Below are 18,719 nucleotides of genomic sequence, written 5' to 3' on the forward strand. Positions count from 1 at the left end.
TTTTTATTAAATATTTAATAATGAATTTAAGACATTAGCATTGGTTAGAACCATTTTCTTGTGAAAAGATTAATCAATAATTTTGGGTCAAATGTAATAACAAATCTAATTTTTTCATTGTATTTGTATTGTGAAACTTCCCAACCATTATTTGAATACACAGGAAAATAAAATTCAAAATAATTGGTAACCAAATTTAAACGAAGACCACCATCATACATGAATTGAGGATTTTGAAATTTATTTTTTAACAATCCAAAATCGCTGTATATTTCAACCCAATTCCAAATAGTATAACCTGCATTTATGGTCGTCATCCATTGATTTGCAAATGGTGTATCCAATTTTGATTTGAATCCACCGTCTGCTAGTATGAATTGTTGACTAAAAAAACCAGTGCTTTCAGACCTTCCATAATAATTATAATCAAATAAATAGTCTGTTGGTCTATCCAAAGCAAAACTAAAGAAATTGGAATTTGTAGTATTGTATAAAAAACTTCCTGCAAACAAACGCAAACTGAATTCTCGATTGTCATCAAATAACTTTCTATACTGAAGTTGCCCTGCTAATTTTCCAAATTTTGAAGCTATCTGAAAATCGGTAACTAGATTAAAATGATTGACTACTTCTGTTTTAGTATTACTATATTTGACATTAAAAACAGAATAGTTTTCTGTAGTATTATCAATAATAAAACCACTTTTTTCTCTATTTACTGATACTTGACGAATTAAAATCAATTGTTTTCTATTGTCTCTAAAATCACTTTCTCTAAATCTAAATTGAACCGATTGGTTTAATTTTTGATAGGTTGCATCTGGCGCATAATGAAAATAATCCCCTGACATTGAATATCTAACATTGTATAAATTACCATCTCTATAATTTTTATTTATATCAAAAGAAGCAGCGCCAGACAAAGATTTTGAAGTGGTTGAATAGGCTGGATTTAAATCGAATGTAAAGGGTTTGTCTAATATTGTCTTATTATGAAGCCTTAATCCAGGTGATAATCCGTCATATAAATTGTATGTCAAGGTTGGAACATATAAAATTTGATTATAATAAGAATCTTCTAAATCTTTCATAAAAGTAAATTTTAGCGGTTTATTGTTTGGATAAAACCCTTTCAACGATTTCCAATTATTTCTCAAATTATATTCAGGAACTTCATTTTTATAATTCAAAATAATCTTATCTGCATTTTTTCGGTCAATCGTAAAAATGCTATCTTTATTTTTATAATCAATCCATTTCTTAAATACAATTTCGTCACTTTTTATCCCATAAACAGGGATTGGCACCATAACTCCTGTTCTGTTATTTATGGAAAAAGTAATGCTGTCTTTTGTTTTTGACACCCTGGAAAACTTATAATCTATAATGTCCCTAGAGTCGATAATTGTTTTGAAAAACCAATCAATTTCTTTCTTTGAATTCGCTTTTATAATAGTTTCAAAATCCAATCTTTGAACTTGTTTGCTTTTGTAAGCGTCATAAAATTGATGAATACTTGCAGGAATTGTTTCGTCTCCTAAATAATCGTCCAAGTAGCGAAAACTCAATCCAGCTCTGTATTTACTTGCTATTTGTTCGTTAAATTTAATCAAAGTATTTTTAGGATTACCAAGCGGTTGATCTAAATTCTTTCGAGCCATTAGCATATAAAAATAGCTGTATTGCTCATTAAAATTGACATTTGTCAAATTGAAACCTTTTAACAATTTATAGGTTGACAAAGTTCCTAACATTTTCATATCTGGATGATTTTCATCAATATATTTCATCATTGCGTACACCTGAATTCCATCATAAATCCAATTGTCTTTTCTCGGATTAAAATGCAAACTATTTTTTAAATAGTTATTCAAATAGGTCTTTAAAAACTTAATTTCAAATATAAATTCATCAGGAAATGGACTCAAAAACGAAGGCAATTGATTGAGCCCGTAAAACGGATTTCGTTCATAATCAGCTTGCGAAACAGTGATTTTTTCAAATGGATAATGACCAATTAATTCATCAACAAATGTCATCACTTTATCAACAACCACAGCTTCTTGAATGGTATTAATCTTTGTTTCTTTTAAATTAATAGCGACGTTTACAATGCTATTTTTATAGTTATAAAAACTAATTTTTGGTTCTATGTAAAGACTGAAATCGGTTCTGTTTTTCCCATCTAATATATAATTTGTAAAAAGCATATTACCATCAACTTTTCTGCTATTCAAATCTGTTGTTGCAAATACATTTTTCGAAATTTTTAAATCAATATCAAAATCTGAAACAGCATTCGCAATATCATCTAAATTATTATTGTCATATTGAACAAAACCGTGATTTTCAAATCTGGCAGGAGTTAAAAACCAGTTTTTCAAGTTCATTCCGCCATCTTCAGAATAACCATATTTCGTGAATTTATCACTCGGAATTTTTACCGAATACGTAAGATGCAAAACGATTTTTTCATTCGGTCCCAATTTAGTCCTCAATTCTACAGCTATAAAATCGGAATTAGCTTCAGGTCTTTTCCACGATAAAAATAAATTTGAATTATCAATAATCGTTAAATTGTTGGTGCTTCCATGTTCTTTTTCATTTGCCAAATGAAAGTCTCTATAAAATTCGTCGGAAAATCGTTCAGCCAATGCCGTATTTCTTGAAGAATAGGCGTGAATCCAATCGTTCAAAACAATCGCTTTTAGCGTGTCTTCAGATTGATTTAAAAAAGTGAGTTCTTGTTGAATATTTAGCGTTTTCGTCGCCATATTCACTTCCATATTAATTTGAGAATGGTGTTGCGCAAAGCTTTTTGCCGAAACAAATAACACCAAAAGGGAAGTAAATATTTTAAAATAGGATTTCAAATTCAATTTTTTTATAAAAAAACAATTTACAAATTTTGACACATTAATTTACCAATTATCCCCAAAAAATAAAGCTGTTTTTGAGACAGCTTTACATTTAAAAATTAGGTGATAAATTGTATTTTTTGTAGAAGGTATCCAACACCTCAATGACTTCATCTTCAGTATCTACGATTTTAATTAACTTCAAATCCTCGGCACTCACATTTTTATATTGTTCAATCAAAACCGTTTTTATCCACTCCATCAAGCCCGACCAAAAAGTTCTACCGACCAATATTATTGGGAATTTCCCTATTTTTTTTGTCTGAATTAAAGTTATCGCCTCAAACATTTCGTCTAAAGTTCCAAATCCACCTGGCATAATTACAAATCCTTGAGAATATTTCACAAACATCACTTTTCTAACAAAGAAATAATCGAAATTCAAGTTTTTATCTCGGTCGATATATGGATTGTAATGTTGCTCAAATGGCAAATCGATATTCAATCCCACAGATGCTCCACCGCCTAAACTCGCGCCTTTATTGCCCGCTTCCATAATTCCAGGACCGCCACCAGTGATAACTCCATAACCCGCTTTTCCAATTTTATAGGCTATTTTCTCTGCCAATAAATAAAATGGATCGTCAGTTTTCGTTCTCGCCGAACCAAAAATAGTCACGCATGGACCAATCCGACTCATACTTTCATAACCGTTCACAAACTCCGCCATAATCTTGAAAATGGCCCAAGAATCGTTCGCTCGCACCTCATTCCAAGTCTTTTGTTTCAACTTATCCTGAATCACTTTGTCCTCATCATTGTCAAAATCTTCTAATTTCATAAGTATTTTTTTTATTTTTTTTGGAGGTTTATCCCGCTGTTCGTTTCAATCCTCGTGATTGCTACGTACCTAGCAATACAAGGGATTTTCACTTCCATCGGGGCTAAGCCTCTCGACTAAATTACTTTTTTAATTTAAAATTAAGTAAATAAATAAATTTTCATCCTACTAAAGTAACTCTTTTTTTAAAAATTGTGCCGTATAGCTTTTTTTATTTTTTACAATTTCTTCGGGTTTTCCTTTCGCAACAACTTCTCCGCCGCCTTTTCCGCCTTCAGGACCAATATCAATTATATAATCCGCCAATTTAATTACGTCCATATTATGTTCAATAATCAATATCGTATTGCCTTTATCAACCAATTTATTTATCACATCCATCAAAACCCGAATATCCTCAAAATGCAATCCTGTGGTAGGTTCATCAAGAATATAAAACGTATTTCCTGTATCTTTTTTAGACAATTCGCCAGCCAATTTAATACGTTGGGCTTCGCCACCAGAAAGCGTTGTACTTTGTTGACCAAGAGTTATATAGCCCAAACCAACATCCTGAATCGTTTTTACTTTTCTATAAATCTTTGGAATCATTTCAAAAAACGGAACCGCTTCATCAACAGTCATATTCAAAACATCTGAAATCGATTTTCCTTTGAACCGAATTTCTAAAGTTTCCCTATTAAATCGCTTCCCTTGGCACGTTTCACATTCAACATAAACATCGGGTAAAAAATTCATTTCTATCGTCCGAACTCCCGAACCTTCACAGGTTTCACATCTTCCGCCTTTCACATTAAAACTAAATCTCCCTGCTTTATAACCCCGAATCATACTCTCAGAAGTCATCGTAAACAGGTTTCTAATTTCCGTAAAAACTTCGGTATAAGTCGCAGGATTTGAACGTGGCGTTCTCCCAATCGGACTTTGGTCAATATCAATAACTTTATCTATATGCTCCAAACCTTCAATTTTCTTGTACGGTTTTGGTTTCTTAACACCATTAAAATAAAAAGCGTTCAAAATAGGATAAAGCGTTTCATTTATCAATGTCGATTTTCCACTTCCAGAAACGCCTGTCACACATATTAGTTGCCCTAACGGCATTTCAATGGTAACATTTTTTAAGTTATTTCCCGTTGCTCCAGTCAATTTCAAGAACTTTCCGTTGCCTTCACGTCTCTTTTTTGGAATCTCGATTTTCATTTCTCCATTAAGATACATTGCAGTGATAGTATGGTCTTTCAAGATTTCAGCCGGTGTTCCTTTGCTAATTATTTCACCACCAAATTTTCCCGCTTTAGGACCAATATCAATCACATAATCGGCACGTTCAATCATATCTTTGTCGTGTTCAACCACAATCACAGAATTTCCTAAATCTCGCAATTGCTCCAAAGAATGAATTAATTTATCGTTGTCTCTTTGGTGCAAACCTATACTCGGTTCGTCCAAAATATATAAAACCCCAACCAATTGCGAACCAATTTGCGTTGCCAATCGAATCCGTTGTGCTTCGCCACCAGAAAGTGATTTTGAACTTCGGCTTAAAGCCAAATAATCCAAACCAACATTCATCAAAAAGTTTAATCTGTCCTTAATCTCTTTAATCACTTCAGTTGCTATAAGCGTTTGTTTGTCAGATAAATGATTGTGTAAATCGTGAAACCATTTTGTTAAATCTGAAATATCTAAATCGCATAATTCAGCAATATTTTTTTCATTGATTTTAAAAAACAACGCTTCTTTTTTTAATCTCGTTCCTTCGCAAACAGGACATTTCATTTCGTCCATAAATCCAGAAGCCCAACGTTTTATTGTTGCTGAACCACTTTCGTCGTGTTGGTTTTTTATAAAATGTGAAATTCCTTCAAATTCAATTTTGTATTCCTTCGTAATCCCCAATGTTTTAGATGCAACAGAAAATTTCTCTTTTCCACCGTTCAAAATCATATCCATCGCTTCCTCAGAAATACGTTCTATGGAATCAGATAATTTGAAATCAAATTTTTCTCCAATAATTTCTAATTGCTTGAAAATCCAAGTTGATTTATATTCACCTAAAGGCGCAAAACCACCACTTTTAATTGATATTTTAGGATTTGGAATTATCTTTTTAATATTAATTTCATTAACCGTTCCTAATCCATTGCAATGTTCACAAGCACCTTTTGGCGAATTAAATGAAAATATATTTGGTTCTGGATTTTGATAGGAAATTCCTGTAGTTGGACACATCAAATTCCGACTAAAAAAGCGAACTTGGTTGGTGTCTTGATCTAAAATCATCAGTACATTTTCACCATGATACATTGCAGTTTTAATGCTGTCAGTCAATCTTTTTTCATTTTCAACTGAAGAATCAACAGCAATTCTGTCGATTACAATTTCAATATCGTGGGTTTTATAACGGTCTAATTTCATTCCAGCCGTTATGTCTTTTATTTCGCCGTTAACACGAACTTTTAGAAATCCTTGCTTCGCAATTTGCTGGAATAATTCACCATAATGTCCTTTTCGCGCTCTAATTACAGGGGCAAGAATATTGATTCGCTTGCCAATAAAATCTTTCGTAATCAATTCTTTGATTTGGTCGTCATTATAGGAAACCATTTTTTCGCCCGTATTATAACTGTAAGCATCACCACCACGTGCATAAAGAAGCCGTAAAAAATCGTAAATTTCTGTAATAGTTCCCACAGTAGAGCGAGGACTTTTACTGGTTGTTTTTTGTTCAATGGCAATAACAGGTGAAAGTCCGTCTATTTTGTCAACATCGGGACGTTCTAAGCCACCAAGAAACTGTCGGGCATACGCAGAAAAAGTCTCGACATAGCGGCGTTGTCCTTCGGCATAAATAGTATCAAACGCCAAAGACGATTTTCCAGAACCTGAAAGTCCAGTAATCACAACCAATTTTTCTCGGGGAATGGTAACGTCTATATTTTTAAGATTATGAACTCGCGCCCCTAATACTTCAATATTATTATCAGTTTCTAACATAATTTGCATCAAAACGCAAAGTTACCATTTTGATTTAAATTTTTGATACAACGCTTATGAAGATTTTGTTAATACAAATAATAATCACGGGAATTATTTAGCATTAATTATTCTATCGTCATCGATTTTAATTTGCTTCTATAGGCTTCAAGCGCAATAGATTTGGATATAAAACCAAAATATTTTCCATTTTTAATTACCGGAAGAAAGGCAACTTTTGAGTTTTCAAATTTATTCATTACCGTTTCCATACTATCGGTTGGATAAATAATTTCTTTTGGTGTCTGCATAACTTCTTTTGTCGGTGTATATTTTACTTTGAATGCACTGAAAATTATTTCCCGAATATCATTAAAATAAATCACACCCAACAATTCAAGGTTTTCATCGACAACCGCAAATACAACTTGGTTTGAATGTGAAATCAATTCTACTAATTTTTCTAAATTACCTTCGGAACTTACTGTTAAATAATCAGTTTGTATGATTTTATTAATATCCAAAGTAGATAAAATATTCGTGTCTTTATTACTTGTAAAGGCATTTCCTTTTCTCGCTAAATTTTTCACATCTAAAGAATGTTTTTCAAAACGCTTGGAAATTGCAAAACTAATGGAGGAAACAATCATCAATGGAATCATCAAATCATAACCACCAGTAATTTCTGCAATTAGGAAAATTGCGGTTAATGGTGCGTGAAATAAACCACTTAGAATTCCTGCCATTCCAACCATAGTAAAGTTGCTGATTGGTAATTTTGTAAACCCTGATAGATTAATCAATTTTGAAAAGAAAAATCCAGCATAAGAACCCAAAAATAGGGAAGGGGCAAAATTTCCTCCATTTCCACCACTTCCGAGCGTAATTCCTGTTGCAAAAACTTTCAATAACATGGTTGCACCTACAAAAAGTAAAAGCACCCAACTGTTATTTCGGAAATCGCTAAATAAGGTGTTTTCTAATAATTGTCCAGGATCATTTTCTGATAATGTTTTGATGCTTTCATAACCTTCACCAAATAATGTTGGAAATACAAAAATAATTATCGCTAAAATAGAAGCACCAAAAAATCCTTTTTTATAAGGACTTAATTTAACTTTACTAAAAAAATGTTCTATTTTTTGAAAGTTTCGAGAATAATAAACGGCTATAAAACCAGCAAAAATGCCAAGTAAAATATAATACGGAATATTATGATAATCGAAGGTTTGTTGTTGCTTAAAATTCAATAAAATGCTTTCATCTAAAACAATCACAGAAACTAAAGCACCTGATGCTGCAGCAATCATTATAGGTGTAAAAGCAGAAATACTAACATCAACCAACAGAACTTCAATAGCGAATAAAACGCCTGCAATTGGTGCGTTAAAAGCGGCTGCAATTCCCGCAGCAACCCCACAACCTATTAATAAAGTTCGGTCTTTGTAACTCAATTTATACCGTTGCGCATAATTTGAACCAAAAGCAGCACCCGTAATTACAATTGGACTTTCTAAACCTGCAGAACCACCCAAACCAACGGTTAGCGAGCTTGTTACTATTTGAGCATACATTTGTTTTCTAGGAATTACACTCGATTTTTTCGCAACGGCATACAAAATTTGTGATGTTCCTTTTTCAATTGTGCCGCCCAAAACTCGTTTTACAACAAATAGGGTAAGTAAAATCCCAACAATTGGTAAAACACTATTAATGAAACTTAATTTTAATATTCCATTGATGTAGGTTGCAAATGAAAAAACAGAGTGTGCAAAACTCTTTAACACAATCACAGCAAAGGCTGCCGAAATTCCAACCAAAACACTCGACAGAAAAATAAACTGTTTTTCTGTTAGTTTTGATTGCGACCAACCAATTAAGTTTTCAATTTTATAAATATATCTTTTGAACATTGTTTTTTTGTAAAGTGCTAATTTACTATTATTTTGTATTTATATACTCTAGTTATTTCAAATTTAGTTCAATTAAAATTGGACTTTATGAAATGTATTACTGCATTACAAATGAACGTTTGTACTAATCAATACTCATAACTGCAGTAATTTTTCAGAAGAATGAACCTGTAAATCATTGAAAAAAATCGTAAATTCAACCTCAAATTCTTTGTAAAACAACCTCAATTCCTGAATCGAAAACCGCAGATTTGATTCTCTTTTTATTCGGTTGTCCATTTGAGTTAAAATTTTCTCAATTCCGTCGATAGTTTGATAATTCAAAAGCCAATTTTGTTGAATCATATACGGCTTCATCATTTGTGCTTTTTCTGTCAATAAATCGTGATTCGTGTTCAATGAATTATAGAAATTGTCAACATAATTTTCTAATTTTTCATCTGAATATAAACTCCAATTCTTAGCTAAAAAATGGTCATAAAAAACATCCACAATTACTCCCGAAAAATGATGGTAATTGGCGTGCAATCGTTTGGTACTTTGTCTAAAAATTGGATGCGCATCGGTGAAAGTATCAATGGTGCGATGCAAAATAATGCCTTTCTGAATTTCAGAATGCAATTCCAAGTGCTTATTTCCGCGAACTCCATCTGCCATAAAATTACCGATTTTAATCAAATCAGAATCGCCGGAAAGGTAAATATGTGCTAAAAAATTCATTCTCCGAATTTAGGAATTTTATTTCAAATTCGACTTTAAAAACATCTCAAATTATTATATTTGCTAAAATTAAATCCATAAAAATGACATTAATAAAATCTATATCAGGAATTCGAGGAACTATTGGCGGAGTTGTTGGCGATAATCTAACACCCGTTGACGCAGTTAAATTTGCGTCAGCTTATGGAACTTTCCTTAAAAACAACAGTAAAAAAGACAAATTAACCGTGGTAGTAGGTCGTGACGCAAGGATTTCTGGACCAATGATTCATAATTTAATTACACACACCTTAATAGGTTTGGGAATTGATATCATCGATTTGGGTTTGTCAACCACGCCAACAGTTGAAATTGCGGTGCCGTTAGAAAATGCCGACGGTGGAATTATCTTAACCGCTTCTCACAATCCAAAACAATGGAACGCCTTGAAATTACTTAACGAAAAAGGAGAATTTCTAAGCGCTAAAGAAGGTGAATTGATTTTGCAAATTGCCGAAGACGAAGCGTTTACATTTTCAGAAGTCGATGATTTAGGAACTATTACCGAAAACGATGCCTACATGGACATTCACATCGACGAAGTTTTAAACCTACCTTTAGTAGATGCTGAAGCCGTTGCAAAACGGAAATATAAAGTGGTAGTGGACGCTGTAAATTCATCGGGAGGAATTATTATTCCTAAATTGTTGGAACTTATGGGCGTTGAAGTTGTCAAATTATATTGCGAACCAAACGGACATTTTCCTCACAATCCAGAGCCTTTAAAGGAGCATTTGGGCGATATCTGTAAATTGGTTTTGGAAGAAAAAGCCGATTTCGGAATTGTTGTCGATCCCGATGTCGATCGTTTGGCATTCATTTCCAATGATGGCGAAATGTTTGGCGAAGAATATACACTTGTGGCTTGTGCCGATTATGTTTTGAGCAAAACCCCAGGAAATACGGTTTCGAATATGTCGTCATCCCGTGCGTTGCGTGACATCACCAACAATCACAACGGAAACTATCAGGCAAGTGCCGTTGGCGAAGTCAATGTGGTTGAATTAATGAAGGCTACAAACGCAATTATTGGTGGCGAAGGCAACGGTGGAATCATCTATCCTGAGTTGCATTATGGACGTGACAGCTTGGTTGGCGTGGCGTTATTCCTAACGTATTTGGCAAATCAAGAGAAAACCGTAGCCGAATTACGAGCGAGTTACCCACAATATTACATGAGCAAAAACAAAATTGAACTCACACCACAAATTGATGTCGATGCCATTTTGATAGCCATGACCGAGAAATACAAATCCGAAGACATCACCACAATTGACGGCGTAAAAATAGATTTCGCCGAAAATTGGGTACATCTTCGCAAGTCCAATACCGAACCAATAATCCGTATTTACACCGAGGCACAAACACAAGATTTAGCCGATGCGTTAGCACAACGAATCATTGCCGAAATCAAAGCAATAGCAGGTATTTAGACCGATTTCCCAATACTAAAAAACCTCAAAGTAGCGTTTACTTTGAGGTTTTTCTTTTTTATTTGGGCATGCCCTTCCTTAAAAACTTCAGGTCAGGCTCTTCGCTGCAATCTCTGTTGCACTTCGTTCCACAGAGGATTTCGGCTGCCATCCTTCATGCAAATCCCGATTTTAGATTTATGATTTTCCGAATAACCAAATCAACGAATTACCGAATCAACACTTTGACAATTTGAATTTATTTCAGATGCTATTTACATTTTTATTCTTTGAAATATATAGCTGTTTCAAATCCCTCTTTTAAAACTACAATAAATAAAATTTTGTTTTGTATCGAAAGGGGTTGTGTGGTCTTCAGTGAAACATTTTGTTACTTGGAAATCATTTTGAAATAATTTTCCCAGCATTTCTTGGGAATAGGGTCTAATTTCCAAACCGCTGCATTTTTGAGGACCATTTTCAGAAAAAGTTCCAATAACAATATATTTTGAAACAGAATTTTTCACAATTTCTATATATTTATCAATATCAACTTTAGAAGTTAAGAAATGAAAGGTTGCTCTGTCGTGCCAGATATCATAAGATATAGTTGGTTTAAATTGGGTTATATCAGAAACAATCCAATTTACTTTATTGGCTTTGGAGCCCAATCGGAGTTGTGCTTTTTCAATTGCTTTTTCAGAAATATCCAAAACAGTTATGTTTTCAAATCCTTCCGCAAGAAGAAAATCTACCAATTTACTATCGCCACCGCCAATGTCAATAATTTTTGCCTTTTTGTCTAATCCAAAGGAATAAATGAAATTTAGCGAAGTTTTTGGGATTTCTTGTGTCCAACTAACTTGGTCTGGACATTTAGTTTCATAAACAGTTTCCCAATGTTTTTTCATTGAATTTTCCATTTTTTTAATTTTTGCAAATTGTATTTTGCTTAGAAAGTAATTGCTATTATTTATTCTCTATAAATATACGAAATATAATTTATTTTAGATAGTTTTTAGTAATCTATGAAGTTTTAAAAACTAAATTGACTTATGATTTGGATTGCGCGAAGGATGGAAGTGGAAATCCCACGCTTTTGGGCGTGGATTGCAAAGCACTGCCTGACATCGTTTAACGAAAAATAATGTAGTTTCTGGTAATGTTATAAACGGTGGCGCGCCCCAAAAAAAAATCCGCTGAAGCACACACAACAGCAAATTTTCTCAACAATTAATAAACAAACTAAAGGATAGAAAGTGCTACCATACACGATTTCATGCTTTGGTAGGTTCTTTCGATGTCATTGTCGAGTCCAATTGAAAACCGAATTAAGCCGTCGGTTAAGCCCATTTCTTTTTGTTCGTCCAAAGGAATCTCACTGGATGTTGATGTTCCGGGTGCGCTGAACAAGGTTTTATAGAATCCTAAACTCACGGCTAAATAGCCTAAATTCTTGCTTTGCATCAATTCCATTAAGGCGTTGGCTTGGTCTAAAGTGCCTACGTCCAGAGTCATCATTCCTCCAAAACCGTATTCTGGATTGATCATATTCTTATATATTTCGTGACTCGGGTGGCTTTTTAAACCTGGGTAAACGGTTTTAATTCCGTCTTTCTCAAATCGCTCCGCCAAATAAAGTGCATTATAGCTGTGTTGTTTCATACGAATGTGCAGCGTGCGTAGGTTTTTCATGACACTTGCCGAGCGCAAACTGTCCATTGTAGGTCCTAAAAGCATGCTCGCTCCGTTGTTCACATTTTTCAAACTATCGATAAATTCTTGCGAGGCACAAGTTACTCCGCCCACAGTATCACTGCTTCCGTTGATGTATTTCGTTAAACTGTGAATCACAATATCGGCACCCAAAAGCGCTGGTGAAACGGATAATGGCGAAAATGTATTGTCAACCACCAATTTCAAATTATATTTTTTGGCAAGTTTTGATAAACTGGCAATATCGGCAACTTCAAGCAACGGATTGCTAACAGTTTCACAATATAAAACTTTGGTTTCTGGTGTAATTTCGGCTTCAACGATTTCTAATTTTGTAATGTCAACAAACGTGGTTTTGATGCCAAATTTAGGCGTGAAATTCTTCAAAAAAGCATACGTTCCGCCGTAGATTGTGCGGCTCGAAACAATGTGGTCACCCTGTCCGCACAACTGCAAAAGGGTAGGAGTGATGGCGCCCATTCCCGATGCCGAAACATTGGCAGATTCTGTTCCTTCCATTGCTGCCATTGCCTTGTCGAGGTATAAGTTGCTTGGCGATGAGTGTCGGGAATACAAATAACAGCCTTCAGCATTGCCTTCAAATGTATCGAACATGGTTTTTGCCGACAGAAAAGTATAGGTCGAACTATCTGAAATGGATGGATTTACACCTCCAAATTCTCCAAAATATTGCAAGTCCTGAATGTTGTCTGCGGGATTAAAATTTTCCATAGAATTAATTATTTAATTTATGTCAAATAAATAAAATATCAGTTATTAATACAATACCATAGTAAATATTTAGATTATATAATTATAATTTAGTACATTTATAGTTTAAATGTCTAAATTAGTATTTAAATATTTATTTTTTTAGATAATTTTCAACTTTATAAATAATACTTCAATTTACTTATGGATTCAATAGATAAAAAGTTACTGTTCCTGCTACAAACAGACAGCAAAAAAACCACAAAGGAACTTTCTTTGAAACTCAATTTGTCAGTAACTGCAGTATATGAGCGCATAAAAAAACTAGAACGTGAAGGAATTATTGATAAATATGTGGTATTGGTAAACCGCTCCAAAGTCGATAAAGGATTTGTCGTATTTTGTCATCTTAAACTCATTCAGCACACCAGAGAATTCTTGACCAAGTTCGAAAGTGAAGTGGTAAAACTTAGCGAAATTTTAGAATGCCATCATGTGAGTGGTGATTATGACTACATTTTGAAAATTGCAGTCAAAAATATGGAAGCATATCGAGAATTTCTTGTAACTAAATTGACTACGTTAGAACATATTGGGAGTACGCATAGTACATTCATGATTAGCGAGGTTAAAAACACCACTTTAATTGTAGTTTGAATTTAGAAATAAAAAAGTGTATGAATAGGTTTTTAATTTCTTAAATTTGTACCAATTTTATTTATACACAAAAATAATAATAAATTATGAGTTCATTTGACGTAGTCATCATCGGTTCAGGACCAGGAGGATATGTAGCTGCAATTCGTTGCGCACAATTGGGAATGAAAACTGCCATTATCGAAAAATATTCTACACTTGGTGGAACGTGCCTGAATGTAGGTTGCATTCCATCAAAAGCATTGCTTGCATCGTCTCATCATTACAGTGAAATTGCCCATTTTGCAGAACACGGAATTGAAGTTTCGGGAGAAGTAAAAGTGAATTTGGAGAAAATGATTGCCCGTAAACAAGCAGTTGTTGACCAAACTTCTGGCGGTGTGAAATTTTTGATGGATAAAAATAAAATCACAGTATTTGAAGGATTAGGTTCTTTTGTTGACGCCACACATGTTGCTGTTGCAAAAGCAGATGGAACTTCAGAAACTTTAGAAGCTAAAAACATCATTATTGCAACTGGTTCTAAACCGTCTTCGTTGCCTTTTATAAAAATTGATAAAGAAAGAATTATAACTTCTACGGAAGCTTTGAAATTGAAAGAAGTGCCCAAACACCTTGTGATTATTGGTGGTGGAGTAATTGGAATTGAATTAGGACAAGTCTATTTACGATTAGGAGCGCAAGTTTCGGTTGTAGAATTTATGGATAGAATTATTCCAGGAATGGACGGTTCGTTGTCTAAAGAATTGATGAAAGTTTTGAAGAAACAAGGAATGAAATTCTATGTTTCACACAAAGTGAAATCGGTAGAACGTTCAGGAGATGTGGTTACGGTTCAAGCTGAAAATGCGAAAGGAGAAACCATCACATTAGAAGGAGATTATTCTTTAGTTTCTGTGGGGCGTCGTCCTTTTACAACAGGATTAAATGCCGATAAAGCAGGCGTTAAAATTTCGGATAGAGGACAAGTGGAAGTGAACGACCATTTGCAAACTTCAATTCCAACTATTTATGCGATTGGTGATGTTGTTCGTGGAGCAATGTTGGCACACAAAGCCGAAGAAGAAGGAACTATGGTTGCAGAAATCTTGGCGGGACAAAAACCACATATCGATTATAATTTGATTCCAGGAGTTGTTTATACTTGGCCAGAAGTGGCTGCAGTAGGGCAAACAGAGGAACAATTGAAAGCTTCGGGAGTTGATTTTAAATCGGGAAGTTTTCCATTCAAAGCATTAGGAAGAGCAAGAGCTGGTGGCGATTTAGACGGATTTGTGAAAATTCTTGCTGACGCTAAAACCGACGAAGTATTGGGTGTTCACATGATTGGTGCTCGTTGTGCGGATTTAATTGCAGAAGCCGTTGTAGCGATGGAGTTTAAGGCTTCGGCAGAAGATATTTCAAGAATGAGTCACGCTCACCCAACATTTGCGGAAGCAATTAAAGAAGCGGCATTGGCAGCAACTGATAACAGAGCTTTGCACGTTTAACATTCAATATATTTTAATGGCGAAATCCGTTCCATCGAGCGGGTTTTCCTTTTTTAGGTGAGTTAATATGAATTTTAAGTAATGAATTTGCTGAATTTTCGGTTTTTCATTCGACTTTAATACTTTCGACACATTTCTAATCTTCCTCAGTTGCTTCCAAATCAACTTTTACTTCTTCATCGGCATTTCCAATAATTTCAAAGAAACTAAAAATAGAACCGCCATAACTTTTCTTGAAGGAAAAATGAATCATGTGATCGAGCTTGGTATATTTTGAATGTTCAATAACCATCATCCCATCTTCCCGAAGTAATTCTTGTTGGAATACTAAAGTCACAATATTTTCAAATGTTTTTTGGTCTAAAGCATACGGTGGGTCTGCAAAAATAATATCGTAGGAATTGGTATTTTTTTCTAAGAATTTAAGGACATCGCTACGCATAGCTGCTATATTGAAATCGTATTCTTCGGCAACTTGTTTTATGAATTTTACACAGCCAAAATCGGCATCAACAGCGGTGATATTATCACTTCCACGAGAAGCAAATTCAAAACTGATGTTGCCCGTTCCTGAAAATAAATCTAATATTTTTAAGCCTTCAAAGCTAAAATGATTGTTCAAAACATTGAATAATGCTTCTTTACTCATGTCGGTTGTTGGGCGTACGGGAAGGTTTTTTGGCGGAAAAATGCGTCTTCCTTTGAATTTGCCTGAAATTATTCTCACGATTGGAAAAGTATAAAATGCTTTAGATTCTGAGCAGTTGAAAAATCATTGTGTTTTTGTAAATCAGAAACATCCAACAATGCAATGTTTCTGACATATTTGTATGCGATTTGGTATAAATCAGATTTTTCAGTAATAGCACCTAAAAGGGAAACTTTAAAATGCTCTGGATTTAGATTTAATTGTTCGGTTGTGAACAAAAGATAGTATATAAAGTCTTTTTTTGTAACAAAATCAAAAGAATTGAACAGTAATAATTTTTGGTTTTGAACAATTACAATTTCAAATTTATTAGTTGAAAAATGTACAAAAACCTGTTTTTCATCAACATTTTTAGAAAAATCTAATAATTTTGAAACCAATATGGTATTCGTATGTTTATAATTGAAAGTAGTAAACTGGTCAAGCAAATAATTGTTGATATTTACAAATGGTATATAAACATGGTTCATTTCATAACTTGAAAGTGCATCAAAAGCAAAGAAATCGGTTTCAAAAACCTTTGTATTGTATTGCAAATAACTTCCTAAAAAATCTTCGTCAAATAATGCCGTTGGAACAAACGTGTCTAAATTGCTATCATGTAAAACAAGAATTTCATCGTAAGAATCTTTTAATTCTGGGTTATCCGTAAACGCTTTCCAAAAATAATCTTCTACGTTTGTAGCTTTTGGAAAGTCTGCAAAATCAATCTCTTTTACCAATAAAACAACTTGGTTTAAAGTATCAAAAATACAAAAGGATAACCCATTCAAAGTTACTTGAAGTGTTAGTTTTTTATATTTTTTATCCGTTATGTTTGCGTTTACCGACATAAATAGTTGATGATAATCGCAAACTTACAATTTTTTTAAATGACAATAATTTTTGGAGGTAATAAAATTATGTTTACGGCTTAAAAAGTAAGGAAGTAAACAAATATATTTATTGAATTTGATTCAAAATAAAGCCATCTCCAAAAAAACTTTGCGTACTTTGCGATGAAATATCCATTTATGAATTCTAGTCATTTTTATTCTCTTTTGCGAAGACAATTTCCGTTTACTCCGACGAATAAACAGGATATTTTCTTTCAGCAAATAGCAGAATTTATTACAAATGACGATAATAATGAGATATTTGTCTTGAAAGGATATGCAGGAACTGGAAAAACTACTGTGATTTCTACGATTGTAAATAACTTAGTTGAAATCAATAAAAAATATGTTTTGCTAGCGCCAACAGGTCGTGCGGCAAAAGTTATTGCAAATTATTCTCAGAAACCTGCGTTTACGATTCACAAGAAAATATATTTTCCAAAGAAAGGCGCTGGTGGTGGCGTGAGTTTTACGTTGCAACAAAACAAACACAAAAATACTTTCTTTATTGTTGATGAAGCCTCTATGATTTCGGACACGAATTCCGAAAGTAAAATGTATGAAAACGGGTCTTTATTAGACGATTTGATTTCGTATATTTATTCAGGAACCAATTGCAAAATGATTTTATTGGGAGATACAGCGCAGTTACCACCTGTAAATTTAGACATTTCGCCCGCTTTAAATATTGATACTTTGGGAATGCATTACAACAAAGAAATTAAGCATATTGAGTTGGACGAAGTGATGCGACAAGAAGAAAATTCGGGTATTTTATTCAATGCTACCGAACTTCGAGAAGTGCTGAAAGATACTTTTTTTGACAGTTTCAAATTCCAATTACGCGGGTTTAAAGATATTGTTCGCCTCACCGATGGCTACGATATTCAAGACGCAATTAATTCGGCATATAGCAATTATAGTATTGAAGATACTGCTTTTATTGTACGTTCTAATAAACGTGCCAATCAATATAATGAGCAAATTCGCACCAAAATATTAGATAAGGAAAGTGAATTGTCCACAGGCGATTTTTTGATGGTCGTGAAAAACAATTACTTCTGGCTTAAAGATTCTGATGAAGCTGTTTTTATTGCTAATGGCGACATTATTGAAGTCTTAGAAATTTTTAATATTCAAGAGTTATATGGTTTTAAATTTGCGAAAGTAAAAATCAGAATGGTCGATTATCCCAATCAAATTCCATTGGAAACTGTTTTATTGATGGACACAATTACCAGTGAATCGCCATCGTTAACCTACGAAGAATCCAACAGATTGTATCAAGAAGTGATGAAAGATTATGAAGGAGAAACCAAGTATAAAATGTTTCAAAAAGTAAAAGAAAACGAATATTTCAATGCGTTGCAAGTCAAGTTTTCGTATGCAATTACGTGTCATAAATCGCAAGGAGGACAATGGAATACAGTGTTTATAGAGCAACCGTATTTGCCAAACGGCATCGATAGAGATTATATCAGATGGTTGTATACAGCAATCACAAGAGCAAAAGACAAGTTGTATTTGATAGGTTTCAAAGACGAAAATTTTGAAGAATAGTTTTATTTGAGTTATTGTCAGATAAAAAAATGTATAGTCCCTACGGGACAAAAAATCAACTTCATAACTATCAATTTACCAACATATAATCTCTACGAGGTATACTCCGTTAGGAGTTAAATGTTGGTAGAAAATAAGAATTGTTACCGGTGAAAATGTCCCGTAGGGATTATACTATTTGATGTTATGACTAGTCCTAAATAATCGATACAGATTATTAGACAAAAATAGATAAATTA

At 33.6% G+C, this 18,719-nt stretch carries 13 protein-coding genes; 4 read left to right on the plus strand and 9 right to left on the minus strand.

The features are described 5' to 3' along the window. Window positions 1-44: 44 nt before the first annotated feature. The 5 genes from AC9UEH_RS03100 to AC9UEH_RS03120 all read right to left on the minus strand — a co-directional run bounded on the left by AC9UEH_RS03100 (window position 45) and on the right by AC9UEH_RS03120 (window position 9,311). Window positions 45-2,792, minus strand: a complete 2,748-nt coding sequence (locus tag AC9UEH_RS03100) for a gluzincin family metallopeptidase (protein ID WP_509528286.1) — start codon at window positions 2,790-2,792, stop codon at window positions 45-47. A 178-nt stretch (window positions 2,793-2,970) separates the two neighbouring features. Further along, the gene (locus AC9UEH_RS03105) at window positions 2,971-3,699 is read right to left on the minus strand and encodes an LOG family protein (RefSeq protein ID WP_509528265.1); all 729 of its coding nucleotides are present in this window, start codon (window positions 3,697-3,699) and stop codon (window positions 2,971-2,973) included. A gap of 168 nt (window positions 3,700-3,867) precedes the next feature. Further along, window positions 3,868-6,699, minus strand: a complete 2,832-nt coding sequence (gene uvrA / locus AC9UEH_RS03110) for an excinuclease ABC subunit UvrA (RefSeq protein ID WP_509528267.1) — start codon at window positions 6,697-6,699, stop codon at window positions 3,868-3,870. Between the two features lie 107 nt (window positions 6,700-6,806). Further along, on the minus strand, window positions 6,807-8,591 hold the full coding sequence (locus AC9UEH_RS03115; protein ID WP_509528268.1) for a chloride channel protein: 1,785 nt from the start codon (window positions 8,589-8,591) through the stop codon (window positions 6,807-6,809). A gap of 135 nt (window positions 8,592-8,726) precedes the next feature. Next, window positions 8,727-9,311 carry an acyl carrier protein phosphodiesterase gene (locus AC9UEH_RS03120; protein WP_509528270.1) on the minus strand — a complete coding sequence of 195 codons (585 nt, stop codon included), beginning with the start codon at window positions 9,309-9,311 and terminating at the stop codon, window positions 8,727-8,729. 83 nt (window positions 9,312-9,394) lie between these two features. On the opposite strand from AC9UEH_RS03120, the gene glmM reads away from it, so the two are divergent. Next, entirely contained in the window at window positions 9,395-10,783 is a 1,389-nt protein-coding gene (glmM, locus tag AC9UEH_RS03125) for a phosphoglucosamine mutase (protein ID WP_509528272.1), read from the plus strand. Window positions 10,784-11,070: 287 nt separating this feature from the next. On the opposite strand, the gene AC9UEH_RS03130 is transcribed toward glmM, so the two are convergent. Both AC9UEH_RS03130 and AC9UEH_RS03135 read right to left on the minus strand, forming a co-directional pair. Then, window positions 11,071-11,685, minus strand: coding sequence for a class I SAM-dependent methyltransferase (locus AC9UEH_RS03130; RefSeq protein WP_509528273.1), 615 nt, complete (start codon window positions 11,683-11,685; stop codon window positions 11,071-11,073). 322 nt (window positions 11,686-12,007) lie between these two features. Further along, window positions 12,008-13,210: an aminotransferase class I/II-fold pyridoxal phosphate-dependent enzyme gene (locus AC9UEH_RS03135; protein WP_509528275.1), complete on the minus strand. Its 1,203-nt coding sequence runs from the start codon at window positions 13,208-13,210 to the stop codon at window positions 12,008-12,010. A 183-nt stretch (window positions 13,211-13,393) separates the two neighbouring features. Here AC9UEH_RS03135 and AC9UEH_RS03140 point away from each other — a divergent pair, with 183 nt between their 5' ends. Together AC9UEH_RS03140 and lpdA are read left to right on the plus strand one after the other, a co-directional pair. Beyond that, a complete protein-coding gene (locus AC9UEH_RS03140) occupies window positions 13,394-13,846 on the plus strand; it encodes an Lrp/AsnC family transcriptional regulator (protein ID WP_509528277.1) in 453 nt (150 codons plus the stop codon). Between the two features lie 86 nt (window positions 13,847-13,932). After that, window positions 13,933-15,336 carry a dihydrolipoyl dehydrogenase gene (gene lpdA / locus AC9UEH_RS03145; RefSeq protein WP_509528278.1) on the plus strand — a complete coding sequence of 468 codons (1,404 nt, stop codon included), beginning with the start codon at window positions 13,933-13,935 and terminating at the stop codon, window positions 15,334-15,336. 136 nt (window positions 15,337-15,472) lie between these two features. Here lpdA and AC9UEH_RS03150 read toward each other — a convergent pair whose 3' ends face one another. Next, a complete protein-coding gene (locus AC9UEH_RS03150; RefSeq protein ID WP_509528280.1) occupies window positions 15,473-16,063 on the minus strand; it encodes an RsmD family RNA methyltransferase in 591 nt (196 codons plus the stop codon). Then, entirely contained in the window at window positions 16,060-16,878 is an 819-nt protein-coding gene (locus AC9UEH_RS03155; protein ID WP_509528281.1) for a DUF3822 family protein, read from the minus strand. The genes AC9UEH_RS03150 and AC9UEH_RS03155 overlap by 4 nt, the downstream gene beginning before the upstream one ends. A gap of 180 nt (window positions 16,879-17,058) precedes the next feature. Here AC9UEH_RS03155 and AC9UEH_RS03160 point away from each other — a divergent pair, with 180 nt between their 5' ends. Then, window positions 17,059-18,480 carry an ATP-dependent DNA helicase gene (locus tag AC9UEH_RS03160; protein WP_509528283.1) on the plus strand — a complete coding sequence of 474 codons (1,422 nt, stop codon included), beginning with the start codon at window positions 17,059-17,061 and terminating at the stop codon, window positions 18,478-18,480. Window positions 18,481-18,719 lie beyond the last annotated feature (239 nt).

The sequence above is a fragment of the Flavobacterium sp. genome, from assembly GCF_040402835.1.
In the GTDB taxonomy this organism is placed as follows: Bacteria; Bacteroidota; Bacteroidia; order Flavobacteriales; family Flavobacteriaceae; genus Flavobacterium.